Raw genomic sequence first — 11,878 nt, 5'->3', positions numbered from 1 at the left:
CATCGTCTTAAATGAATATTGCAAGATCAGGTCTGCTCTGAAAGAATGACAGAATGAAAGCCATTCTGCTTGTCCTTTCGTTCGCCGTGTTGGCCGCATCCGCCACGACACTCGGACTGATGACGGTAAAGATGCCCATCTATCTGCATGGATCGGACTCAGATGCCACCATCGAGATCATGGACATTCCTGTGATGAATGCCTCGGACACCAACAGCGCCCGATACCACGCGATCTGCCAGACCTTCATTCCACCCAGCCTTTCAAGTACAATCAAGCCCTCCAACGTCAACATCGCGTGTGAATACGGCATCTTTGTTGACCTGGAGGAGATCCAGGAAAATGGCAAATGGCATTGGATCATCACGGTTGATGCCTCCACGGCGAAAATACCCAAAGGTTATCCCTTCACCATTGATGAGGTGACGGATGTTGTGCTGAAATGCGCCAAATCGATGACAAAAGTCAGACCTGATGAGGAGATAAAGGTCACTTTCAAGGTGAAGACCGCCCAGAAATGAACAGGGAATGACCTGCGTGAGGTCTTTGGCAGTTTCCGAAGCCGGTGAAGTCATGGCCACCGGAAAGCCCGTGCAGGTGAAGAAGTGCAAGGCCAGCCAAACAGCGCGGTTTTTGTAAGGCTGGTTTGTTCTTGCAGAAAAGGCGGTGGTCGGAGAGGCTTTCTTCATGAGAGCCTCTCTGCTTTTACTTTCGTTCTTGTTCTCAATGGCCCAGGCAAGCACGACTTCATTTCTGATGGTGAAAATGCCCGTCTGCCTGTCCGACGAGACCGAGGAATTCCCACCCATCATCATCCTGGATGTGCCGGTGTTGAGAGCGGGCGGCGCTCCCGACGGCGACTTTGGCCTCATCTGCAGCGAGTACCTGCCCCCGAGCGCAGCCAAATGGGCGAAGCCTGAAAATGTGAACATCGCGGCCTCTTATGGCATTGTGATCTCGGCAAAGTTGACGCCCTCAAGTCAGACACTCACGCTGACCATTGACGCCTCGGCTGCGCATAAGCCCGAAGGCTCACCGCACAGCATCGATCAAGTGATGGATGCCGTGGAGAAGTGCGTTAAACAGATGGAGAGCCAAATCCTGCCTGCTTACAAAAAGACGGTGGTGCGCATACCTGCTCCCCGAAAAAGGAGCTGACCACCTCGATGCGAGGACAAGTCACAAGCAAGGCGGCAACAGGGATGCCTTCATTCCGCTGGATGGAGGTCAGAGGCTCGATCTCTCTGGTGTGGCAAGCTCGTCATAGCCGGAGAACTGAGCAGCAAGAAGCATTCAGGCGGCTTCAAAGGCGACTTTGTCTTTGGATGTGAGCGCAGCGGAGCAGCGTGGTGCTCCATAGGTGGGCCGAGCTTTGTGCCTCTTGCATTCCCCGCGCTCCCACCTTTGATTGCGGTCTAACTTTGAACTGAACAGACACACATCATGGGCGCACAATGGAAACAGAAATGGCGGGAAATGGCCGCGGACCAAAAGGGGAAGATCACCGGCAAGCTGGTGCGTGAAATCCAGGTGGCGGCGAAGCTGGGCGGCCCGCACCCGGAATACAATGCCCGTCTGGCCGCCGCGGTGGCGAATGCGAAGAAGCAGAGCGTCACGCGGGACACCATCGAGCGCGCGATCGCGAAGGGCTCGGGCACCGGGCCGGATGCAGTGCAGTATGAGACGACCATTTATGAAGGCTTCACCCCGCACCGCGTGCCGGTGGTGGTGGAATGCCTCACGGACAACAACAACCGCACCTCCTCGGAAATCCGCGTGCTTTTCCGCGCGGGCAGCATGGGCAAGGTGCTGTGGATGTTTGACCATGTGGGGCTGATCGAGGCTCATCATGCGGACAAGTCGCTGGACATCGAAGAGGCGGCGCTGAATGCCGAAGCCGAAAATGTCGAGCCGATGGAAGTGGAGGATGAAGAGGCGGCGGGCCATATCGGTGCGCGCTTTTTCACGCAGACGACGACGCTGGATGCGGTGACCAAGGCGCTGAAGGCGGCGGGCTGGCAGATCACAACGTCGGAAATGAGCTATGTTCCGAAGGAGTACCCGGAGCTGGCCGAAGATCAGCGTGAGGAAGTGACGAATTTCCTGCAAACCCTGGATGGACATGACGATGTGCACCGGGTGTATGCTGCGCTGAAGTGATGACGGCCGAGCGAAGCGAATCCAGACCGACCTCCGAATGACGAATGAATGCCGAACCCCAAACGAATCACGGGTGAGGCATCGGCGTGCGGGATGGATGATTCGAGCTGTGCCAGTCTGCATGGTGGCACTGCTTCTTTCCGGCTGTGGAAAGAGGAAGTCGGCGGCCCCCGCTGCACCGGCGGCGCCCGTTGTGGTAAAACCGACGCTGCTGACGGAGGCTGAAAAGCTCGGACTTGCGGGAAGGGTGCCGGTGGATGTGGAGTTTTGCCTGAGCAGCGTGCAGCTCAAGAAGCACGTGGAGGCGCTGACGACATCGCGCTGGTGGGGGCAGATGCACGCCTTTGTGGAGGACAAACTGCCGGCGTCAGGATCGCCCGAGGCCGTCGCGGTGGACGATGCGTTTGTGGCGTTTGGACCGGAGAGCGTGAAGAGCCTGGGGCTGCTGCGGCAGCTGAACGATCTTTACAACGAGACGGCATATCGCGGCATGATGAGCGGAGGCGTTCTGGCGGGCCTTGGGACGAGCTTTGACGCAAAGAAGCTGATGGACGCAGCGCTGCGTGACCCCGAAGTGCTCGAGTCGCTGATCCTGCTGCTGGAGCGGTTTGAAATGCCGCCGGTGATGATCGGAGTGGCATCGCCGGAGCCGGAGAAGGTGCTGAGGCGGATGAGTGATCTGCTGCATCTGGCGGACTGGCTGGGAGATGCGCCGCAGTCGCGCATCGTGACAACACAGGGAGAGAAGATCACGGTGAATGAGATCGCGATGGAGCGAGTGCTGACCGTGGAGCGGCGCCGGGAGTGGCTGGATGTTTTGGTGAAGACCGTGCCGGGGCTGACGCCGGAAATGCAGGACCGGATCGCGCGCGGGCTGGAGGTGCTGGCGCGCAAGAAGTGGGTGCTGGCCATGGGGCTGGGCACGCAGCGCGCGTATCTGGCGGTGGGCCGATCAAAAGATCAGATCCGGCTGGCGAACTCCGTGGAGGAATCTGTGATGGCACGCCCTGAAATGCGCGTCCTGGATGCGCACGCGCAGAAGGGGCTGGGAGTGATCGCGTGCTGGAACGGGGCTTTTCTGGATGTGCTCCAATCGGATCATCCGTTTCAGCCGATCGTGCGCGGGCTGCTGGCGGGGCTGAAGACGGAGAAGATGTTTGCAGGCATGGCGGCCGCTCTGGAGCCGGCAGTGATCGAACTGGCGGCGGCTGAGCGTGCGTATTACCACAGCGAACACACGCCGGGTGCGGCGGTGGCGTGGTGGGAGGGCGGCGTGCAAATGGAAATGACCGGAGGCTTTTCCAAAACGGATACGGAGGAGATGAGCAGGACCTCGCAGTTCGAAGCGCTGCTGGATGAGCCAGAGCTGGTGCTCGGCGTGAGTGGTCAGGGATCCAACACTGGCGTGGGGAGAGCCTATTTTGAAGCGTGGATGCGCACGGTGCATGCCACGGCGCATGAGCTGATCAAATCGGGCGTGGGCGGTGCTCAGTCCGCGGAGATTTACAAAATGGCGGACCAGATGCTGCTGCCCCGTGTGCTGGATGTATATGACGGCACCAAAACCATCTGGCAGAAAGCGCTGAGCGGCGATGGAGCGATCATTCTCGATGTGGGCGGAAAAATGCCGCAGCTGCCAGGCCTGCCACCCGGTGGCGATGCCGTGCCGCTGCCACGCTTTGCCACCGTGCATGAGATCAAGAACCGGGCGCTGATCGGTGTGTCATGGCAAAACATGGAGGGATCGTTGCAGCAGCTTTTGAAGAGCGTGCCTCTGCCGCAGCCGATCGTGCTGCCGACGGCGGTGGTGAAGCGCAGCGGTGACCTGACGAGCTATGTGTATGAGCTGCCGTTTGATTCGCGGGAGCTGGCGCCCTGCGCGTCTTTGAACGACCGTCTGTTCATGCTCGGCACTTCACGTGTGCAGCAGAGCCGTATGGCGGAACTCCTGCAGCAGCCACGTGGCGGCCCAGCCGCTGGCATGCGCGTGAAACTGAACATCACCAAGCTGCGGGAGTTCCTGAAGAAGTTTGCAGCGGCGAGGGCACAGGGTGGCGGCGGGGATGATTTGAAAACAGCTCTGAAGTGGCTGGAGCCGCTGGGAGCACTGGACCTGCGCCTGTGGAGTGAAGACGGTACCGGAAAAGCGCGTGCGTCATGGGAGATGCACGATGTGCTGAGCTATGATTGAGCTGAACCCAAACGGCGTGACTGCCTCGCCTCCGTCTGTTCCCGGCTCACGGCCCCTGACCCTTTGGAGGCGCATTCCCTGGCTGTTTCTGGCGGGTGGACTGGTGGCTGCCGTGGACCTGCTGTGGTGCTGGGCCTGTTTCAGTGACGAAGACGGCCCGGGCGATGGCATGGCGATGATGCTATGGCTGATCATTCAGGCAGGGCTCATTTTTGCAGCGTCTCTGCTGGTTCTTCTTGGTTTCACGGCAACAAAAGAACGCCCCCGATGGCTGGGGTGGCTGCTGCTGAGCGCTGCACGGGTGCCGGTGTATTTTTGGTGGCAGAGCGGCAACCTGCCGTTCTTCCATCACTGATTGAAACGACCTGATTTGATTCAACGAAAACGCGAATGGTCCCACTCACGCCTCATGCTCATGAGAATTTTCTGTTTCGCGCTGATGATCTGCTGCCTGCCGGGCTGCTATGTGTTTAATGCGAACCTGCCGCGGCCCAAAGCTGAGTATGGTCGACGGAGTGAGCAGACCATTGCGGTGACGGCGCGCACTGGATTCAGAAAGCCGGGTGTGCATCATGTGCCACGCGGAACGACGCTGCGGCAATTCATGAAAATCGCTCAAATTTTGCCGAACCGTAAGTGGGGTTTCAGTGAAACTTTCTGCGGCTGCAGGGTCGGGCAAATCCGGAATGGGAAGGGAGCGGGAATTTTCTCGCAAGCAGAACCCACTGAGAAACAGTATGAAACATGCCTGGAGGACGGAGCGGAGGTGAATGTATTTTTTTGGAACATGTGACGGGCTTCACCTTCCACATTCCCATGCCCCGCCTCACTTAGGCGACACCGGAGCCGGTTCCGCCTGGACGCGCCACGTGAGCAGGTCCTTGTCGTTTTTCAGATAGATGACGGGAACGGCTTTGCCTTTGGGGCCGTCGGGCAGGAGGCGGCCTTCGGCATCGAAGTTGGCGATGCGGGAGTCGGTGTAGCGGATCCACCCTTGCAGCGCGCCGGTGTCGGGATCGTAGCGGTAGACATCGCGCCACAGCTTGGGAGTCGTGAGGCGGGGACTGACGTAGGCGGGGGCGGTGGAGCGCTCGAGAACGTCAGGAAAGAGCACCTGGCTGAGAAGGGTGAGGTTGAGCCCGCGCAGCATGTAGCGCTCTCCGAGAGACAGCTTGTCCGGTGGGGACACGGTATCAAAATGGCCGGAGGCCTGCTCGACGAGCACGCCCTGAGAGATGAGCCGGTGGAGCTCCGCGCGAACGTCCGCGACGGCGGTGGATTTGGCTGATGTCGTGGCAAGTTTGTCGAGCTCGCTCTGCGAGCCGATGTAAAACGACTGAAACGCGCCGATGGTGTTGAGCACTTTTTCAATGGTGGCACGCACGGTGAGGCCGGACTTTTCCACGGCGATGGCCTTCAAGGCGGTGCTGATGTCTTCGCCGAGTTTGGAGCGGATCTTTGCGGCTTCATCCTTGCGTTTGTCATCGCGCTCGGCGGCGGTGAAGGCCTCGAGCTGGGGCTTGAGCGCGAGATATTGTTTTTGCAGGGCGGCTCGTTCTTCGGGAGAGAGGATTTGTTCCAGCAGGCGGCTGCGGAGGTTGGTGTCCTTCAGGCTGAAGGCGAGGAGGATCTTCACCCAGCGGGGGTCGGTCTCGGTGACAGGCAGGCCGTAGTCTGGATTGTGCGTCTGATAATGAATCTCGGCGACGCGGCCCTTTTCGTCGTAGAAGTGCATCTCATTGGGCAGCATGTAAAAGCTGAGGATGGCGGGCGCACTGACACTGGCTCCATTGTCCGCGAAGATGCCGATATCGATGCGATGACTGCGGATGCCGGTGGTGGCGGTGACGGGCGGCTGCCAGCGGACGCGGAGACGCATGGCATTGCCACCGTTCTTCTGCTCGATGTGCACGAAGCGCGGGTCTCCCTGCAAAATCGTGGCGCGCATCTGCAGCGGGGCTTTGAAAAGATTGACCGTTTTTTCAAAGCCAATGAGCATGCTGTGCTCGGCCTCATTGCCCCGGAGAATGCGGGCGATGGAGACCGGTGTGTCTGAAAGCTGCCAGGGGTACGGGCCGAGGAGTTCAAAGAAATTCTTCCCCTGCTCGATCTGGCTTTCTTCAATGACGCGGAGCAGGACGACCGGAGGAACGTTTGCCGGCGTCATCTCATGGGCAAGCCGGACCATCTTTTCCTCGTCGATCTGCCTGCCATCAAAGACCGGAGGATGGGCCTTGCCGGAAAAGTAGTCCTCGGGGGTCTGCACCTGCTTGTTGGACCGGCGAAAAATGGACTGCAGGGTGGGCATGAGCAGGTGCTTTTCGATGAGCAGCTTCTGCGTGTCCGGAGAAAAGGCGGCGGTGGTGGAGAGCAGAGCCTGCAGGAAGGGCTGGTCGGTGAATGAAGACCCCTGGGATATGAGCAGGCAGGGAGTGTTGAGGGGCAGGAGATCGCCATAACCACCGCCGACGCCGTTGGCGCCGATGTCATAGTCCTGATGCTCCGGGTAGACGAAGAGGTTGTTCGAAAGGTACTGCTGGGCGAGGAACCGGTTGCCGGCAGGATCCATCATGTAAAGCCGTGGCAGGCAGCCTAGCTGCGTGGCACCGGAGGACATGGAGCAGTTGCCGAGGAGAGGCTGGGAACGGACTTGGGTGGCGGCGCCGGTTTCATTGCCGGCGGCTTTGAACACCTGCAGCTGCGGATAAAGCGCGGTGTTCAGCGGCGAGTGCTGGCCGTCCCGATTTTCATAAATAATGGCCGAGAGCCCCGCGGCGGTGCCTTTGGCAAACCAGTCATTGATGAGGCCTGCGACTTTGTCCGTCCGCGTGGTGACGGGCTGTGCTGTGACGACGCTCACACCCAGCGTCAGAAACGCAAGGAGGCGCATCAAGGCCGTGGGTGGGGTGAGCACGCGGCCAATGTCATGGAAGCCAGAGAGTTCGCAAAAAGAATATGCGGCGAGAAGGTTTAGAAACAGCTCAGGCATCCGTGCCATGAATGGCTCAGTGCCAAACCTCAGAGTTCCGGCGAGCCGAGCGGGAAACGGAGCTTGATTTCGGTGCCTTGGTCGGGGTAGCCCTGGACAAAGAGCTGACCGCGCATCTGCTCGGCAAAGACGGCGAGAATCTTGAGGCCCAAACCGCTGCCCTCTCCCGGATGAAAACCGGCGGGCAGGCCGATGCCGTCGTCCCGGATGACGAGTTCGCCGCTGCCATGCGTGTAGGTCAGCATGGCCGAGACCTGCCCGTGGCGTCCGTGCGGGTAGGCGTGCTCGAAGCAGTTGGAGAGGGCTTCATTCAGCGTCAGCGCCAGCGGCATGAGCCACTCCTGCTCGATGGAGCCTTCCTGCACTTCGAGGTGCACGCGGATCTGCTCCGACCTGACTTCATAACACTCGCGCAAATGGGTGACGAGATCGCGCGTGAAGTCACTGAAGGTGTCTCCTTTGCCAAGGGCGACCTGATACAAATGCTGATGCAGTGCGGCGATGGCACGCACACGATTCTGGCTGGAGCGCAGGGCATTGCGGGCGTCCTGGTCGCTCACCCCGTTGATCTGCATGTTGAGCAGGCTGGAGATGATCTGCAGATGGTTTTTGATGCGATGATGCGTCTCGGTGAGGAGGAGTTTTTCACGCTCCAGATCGACCACCGGCCAGCGCTGGCTGGAGGGGGACACCACCTGGAACGCCAGCGGAACAGCCGCCGTCAACACCGAAGCAGCCGCTGGCGCGGAGGATGGAAGAGCAGAGGCCGGGGTCTCGATCCGTGCCGTGAAGTGGGACGAGAGCTCCACCCCGCCTGAATCCAGCATGCGGACGCTGGTCTGGACTTCCCCGCGCTTGCCATTGCCTCCAAAGAACGGACGCTGGACGACGGACTCCGGGTCGGCGGCCTGCTCGGCGATGTCCGCGAAGAAACCGGTGGCATCTGAAGGTCGGAAAAACTGGTGCAGAGGCCGGCCGATGGCGGCGGCAGACTCAAGACCAAAAAGCTGCTGCGCGTGCTCGGTCCAGGTGCGCACACGGCCATTGGCGTCCGTGGTGAGGAGGACGGCGCTTGTGGGGCCGGAGATGGCGGCCGTGGACCGGGGGGAGGGTGGAGCGGGCCGCTGCTCGGCTGGCGCAGCAGCTGCCGCTGCCGTCACCGCAGGCTCGGTTACCTGCTGAAGGTAATGAATGGTGCAATGGATCTCGCCCTGGGTATCCGGCACGGCGGCAAGGTGAAGAATGGCGCGGGAGACGGTGCCATCGAAGCGCTTGATGCGAACCCCGAGAGCTTCGGCCTGCCGCCCGCTGCTTTGCAGAGAACGCAGGGCATCGCGCCGAGCCGTGGCGCTTTCTGGATCGAGCCAGGCATCGAAAGGGTAGCGGCGCAGCTCCGACTTGGCCTGGCCGAGCAGCTCTTCGGCATGCTGGTTGACTTCGAAGATGACGCCCGCCTTGTCCGTCATGACGATGGCCACGGGGCTGCCCTGCATGAGCGTGCGAAGCTTGGCCTCCATGCTGCGGAGCTGCTCTTCGTGGCGGGTGTGCTCCGTGGTGTCCTGAATGCTGACGAGGAGACCGCCGCCGGGCAGGGCGATGGGATGAAACTCCAGTTCCTTGAGCAAGCCATCCGCCGTGGCGAGCGACACCGTGCGCGTGAGCTGACGACGCCAGACGCTTTCACGCCAGGCCAGCACAACCTGGCTGCGGTGCTCCTCGGTGGGACAGGCATGTGCCAGCCAGGTCTCCACAGATTGCTCTGCTTCGAGGGGCCTGCCGAGGAGCTTGGCCAGGCGCTCGTTTTGAAAGACGGGCATGCCCCGTTCATCCAGCACGAAAACGCCGCAGGGCACGCCTTCTAGGTAGCTGCGCAGGCGGGATTCGCGCCGGGAGAAAGCCTGCTGCGCCTCGGCGAGCGTGCGCAGTTCCTGCCGTGCGCGGGAGAGTTCGTTCTCGGTGCGCTTCAGCGCTTCATCATCCACCAGCGCTGTGGCGGGGAAAAAAGACGGGGGCGCCACGACCGGAGGCGGAGCGGGAAGCGGAGGCGGGGTGAAGCGGGTCACACCCTCCACGGCGGTCTGGGCGGAGAAGCCCATGAGCATGAACTGACGGGAAAACTCGTCTCCGCCTTTCCGCGCCAGAGCAGACACCAGCCAGCGCGAAGGCGTGGCAGGGTCGATCGCCTCATCATTCGGATGTGTGATGATGCAGCCGGGGACAACGGCCTGCTCCATCGTGGCACGTGTGAGCGCATCGAGCGTCTGCTGACGCAGGGCGCTGTAGTCGCGGCCTTCGCCAAACACTTCCCAAAAGCAGGTGGTGCCTTCCACAATGCCTTTGTCCAGCGCCAGGTGGGAGGCGGCGACGTTGGCACGCAGAATGGCGCCGTTGGAATTCAGCACCAGCATGGGAATGGCGCAGTCCAGCGGATCAGGCGATTTCGCCACGGGAGGCATGCTGTCATGATCCTCGGATGCAGGAATGGCGGCAGACTGGTCTTCCGAGGAAGCCTGGCGCGAGCTGAACTTCTCGCAGGTGACCATCAGGCCACCGACGGCAGCATCCCGCTTTTTGCGCCAGGGGCGTACTTCCCAGCGATAAACCAAATGGCGGCCGTCGGGCCCGCTGAGGGCATCATGCTCGCTGCGGACAATGTGCCCCTGCAGGGCGCGCTCATAGACCTGCCGCCAGCCTGGGTGCAGGCCGGGAAAGATCTCATACTGGCTCTTGCCGACGATCGGCTGCACCTGCTGCAGGCCAAATTCAGCGATCCACTGCCGGTTTGCCAGCATGTAGCGCATGCTGCGGTCAAACATGGCCATGGCCACCGGAGCGTTCTCCACCAGCACACCGAGCACGAGCTCCATGTCTTCCGACTCAGTCCGGGGGGAATCGGCAGCTGCTGAGGTGATCGGGCGCGAATCCTTCTCCCTCTCCTCTTCACGCCCTTTCTCCAAAGGAGCCGTCTGCCCCTTGGGATGAATGACATTTTTAAGGACTGAGGAGGACATGATCGATTAGTTGAGAAAATTTGAAATTTAGGTTCTCTCAAGTTATCATCAAGGCGAAAATACAAAGATTTGCGACTCACTTCAGCAATAAACGAGCCGAGACCCAAAATTCATCATTGTATGCGTTCAGCAAAATCATTCACGGTGATAAGGCTCTCGCCTGATGATGGTATAAGCGCGATAGACCTGCTCCATCAGCACCACCCAGGCAATGTCGTGCTGCAGGGTCAAAGTGGACAGCGACCACGTCACTTTGGCTTTGGAACGCAGCTCCGGGGAGTGCCCGTCCGCGCCGCCGATGACAAGACAGATCCTCTTTCGTCCGGAGATCTCCTCATTTTCGATCCACCGGGCCATTTCCGTGCTGCGAAGCTGTCTGCCGCGTTCGTCCAGTAGGACGAAAAGATCCTGGCCGCAGGCGGTCTCGATCTGCTTTTCCACGCGGTCCAGGGGACCCTCCTTGATAATGACGTGCTCAAACTGGCTGTAGTGCTGGAGGCGCTTGGAATAGAGGTCCACGGCCTCTTTGACCCAGGAGTGCCCGGGTTTACCGACGGTGATGATGCGCCATTGCATGCGTTAATGGAGAGCGACATGGCCCTGCATACAAGGCAAGTGATGATATTATAGTCGTTTTAATAAAAATGAATATTGTTGTATACCGGTACCATCCTTGTTGTTGCATAATTTAAAAAGATCGTTAAAATGAGAATGCTAATTCAAAAATAAACAGTTCCCTTGCCTATGTCACAAGCATCCTACCCAACGGTCCGTCTAGCTACAGCCAGTCTGGCGGGCCTCATGCTCGCATCCTGTGCCATTCCGCCTCGCGAGGCATGGCATGAGATTCAAAGTCGTGGACTCATCACGTACTACATGCACAAGGAAAGCCGTCCGCTGGGCGCCAACCCGGGAACCAAGGCCATGGTGCATACGTCTCCGGCACCTGTGACGACTCCGATCCCAGTGGTAGGTCCAGATCGTCCAGCCACGCCTCCTCCAGCGATGCTGAACGCCTCCACGATGCCTGTGGCCCAGGCAGTGCCGGATCTCCCCGGCTACGTGCGCACTCCGTTTACAAACCCTCCGCGTCTGGTGGATGTGCGCGGCATGTCGGCAGGCTCCAAGGTGGTGTGCCCCTACACCCAGCGTCCCTTCCTGGTTCCCGGCAGCGTGAGCGCCTCCAACAACCTCGCCGTCAACCGTACGAAGCCGCAGCCCGCGCCTGAGCGCCCGAAGACCACTCCCGTGGATGCCAACGCCAACGTGGCTGCGATGACCAAGCCTGCTCCTTCCGCGCCGGCCACCACGCCACCTGTGGCACCTTCCACGGCGGCTGCCCCTGCGCCCGAACTGCCTTACGGCACGCCGATAGCCGGACGTCCTGGATTCGTGAACAGCCCGTTTGCCGCCAAGCACCAGCTGGTGGATGTGACCGGCCTGCCCGTGGGCATGGAAGTCAAGTGTCCCTACACCGGCAAGCTCTTCCGCGTGCCGCCGCAGTAGCACTCGCTGAAATTATACCGC

General features: G+C 60.3%; 10 protein-coding genes. 7 read left to right on the top strand and 3 right to left on the bottom strand.

Annotation, left to right across the window (positions count from 1 at the left end):
- Positions 1-53: 53 nt before the first annotated feature.
- The 6 genes from ACILSO_RS24160 to ACILSO_RS24135 all read left to right on the top strand — a co-directional run bounded on the left by ACILSO_RS24160 (position 54) and on the right by ACILSO_RS24135 (position 5,144).
- A complete protein-coding gene (locus tag ACILSO_RS24160) occupies positions 54-521 on the top strand; it encodes a hypothetical protein (protein WP_395740041.1) in 468 nt (155 codons plus the stop codon).
- Between the two features lie 145 nt (positions 522-666).
- Positions 667-1,158: a hypothetical protein gene (locus tag ACILSO_RS24155; RefSeq protein WP_395740040.1), complete on the top strand. Its 492-nt coding sequence runs from the start codon at positions 667-669 to the stop codon at positions 1,156-1,158.
- A gap of 285 nt (positions 1,159-1,443) precedes the next feature.
- Complete coding sequence (locus ACILSO_RS24150) at positions 1,444-2,160, top strand: YebC/PmpR family DNA-binding transcriptional regulator (protein WP_395740039.1); 717 nt, start codon at positions 1,444-1,446, stop codon at positions 2,158-2,160.
- Positions 2,161-2,281: 121 nt separating this feature from the next.
- The gene (locus tag ACILSO_RS24145) at positions 2,282-4,351 is read left to right on the top strand and encodes a hypothetical protein (protein ID WP_395740038.1); all 2,070 of its coding nucleotides are present in this window, start codon (positions 2,282-2,284) and stop codon (positions 4,349-4,351) included.
- A gap of 16 nt (positions 4,352-4,367) precedes the next feature.
- Positions 4,368-4,706, top strand: a complete 339-nt coding sequence (locus tag ACILSO_RS24140) for a hypothetical protein (RefSeq protein WP_395740037.1) — start codon at positions 4,368-4,370, stop codon at positions 4,704-4,706.
- Entirely contained in the window at positions 4,707-5,144 is a 438-nt protein-coding gene (locus ACILSO_RS24135) for a hypothetical protein (protein WP_395740036.1), read from the top strand.
- Between the two features lie 33 nt (positions 5,145-5,177).
- On the opposite strand, the gene ACILSO_RS24130 is transcribed toward ACILSO_RS24135, so the two are convergent.
- The 3 genes from ACILSO_RS24130 to ACILSO_RS24120 all read right to left on the bottom strand — a co-directional run bounded on the left by ACILSO_RS24130 (position 5,178) and on the right by ACILSO_RS24120 (position 10,927).
- Complete coding sequence (locus tag ACILSO_RS24130) at positions 5,178-7,244, bottom strand: hypothetical protein (protein ID WP_395740035.1); 2,067 nt, start codon at positions 7,242-7,244, stop codon at positions 5,178-5,180.
- 125 nt (positions 7,245-7,369) lie between these two features.
- A complete protein-coding gene (locus tag ACILSO_RS24125; protein WP_395740034.1) occupies positions 7,370-10,351 on the bottom strand; it encodes a PAS domain S-box protein in 2,982 nt (993 codons plus the stop codon).
- A 135-nt stretch (positions 10,352-10,486) separates the two neighbouring features.
- Positions 10,487-10,927 (bottom strand): 23S rRNA (pseudouridine(1915)-N(3))-methyltransferase RlmH, encoded by a 441-nt coding sequence (locus ACILSO_RS24120; protein ID WP_395740033.1) that lies wholly within the window; start codon positions 10,925-10,927, stop codon positions 10,487-10,489.
- 225 nt (positions 10,928-11,152) lie between these two features.
- On the opposite strand from ACILSO_RS24120, the gene ACILSO_RS24115 reads away from it, so the two are divergent.
- Complete coding sequence (locus ACILSO_RS24115) at positions 11,153-11,857, top strand: hypothetical protein (RefSeq protein WP_395740032.1); 705 nt, start codon at positions 11,153-11,155, stop codon at positions 11,855-11,857.
- Positions 11,858-11,878: the final 21 nt, after the last annotated feature.

It is taken from the genome of Prosthecobacter sp., assembly GCF_044226605.1.
GTDB lineage: Bacteria > Verrucomicrobiota > Verrucomicrobiia > Verrucomicrobiales > Verrucomicrobiaceae > Prosthecobacter.
This window is presented reverse-complemented; position numbering and strand designations above follow the sequence as displayed.

Coding starts and splice junctions, on each gene's coding strand:
- ACILSO_RS24150 (WP_395740039.1), top strand. CDS start 1,444: ATGGGCGCACAATGGAAACAGAAATGGCGGGAAATGGCCGCGGACCAA.
- ACILSO_RS24160 (WP_395740041.1), top strand. CDS start 54: ATGAAAGCCATTCTGCTTGTCCTTTCGTTCGCCGTGTTGGCCGCATCC.
- ACILSO_RS24120 (WP_395740033.1), bottom strand. CDS start 10,927: ATGCAATGGCGCATCATCACCGTCGGTAAACCCGGGCACTCCTGGGTC.
- ACILSO_RS24145 (WP_395740038.1), top strand. CDS start 2,282: ATGGTGGCACTGCTTCTTTCCGGCTGTGGAAAGAGGAAGTCGGCGGCC.
- ACILSO_RS24115 (WP_395740032.1), top strand. CDS start 11,153: ATGCTCGCATCCTGTGCCATTCCGCCTCGCGAGGCATGGCATGAGATT.
- ACILSO_RS24125 (WP_395740034.1), bottom strand. CDS start 10,351: ATGTCCTCCTCAGTCCTTAAAAATGTCATTCATCCCAAGGGGCAGACG.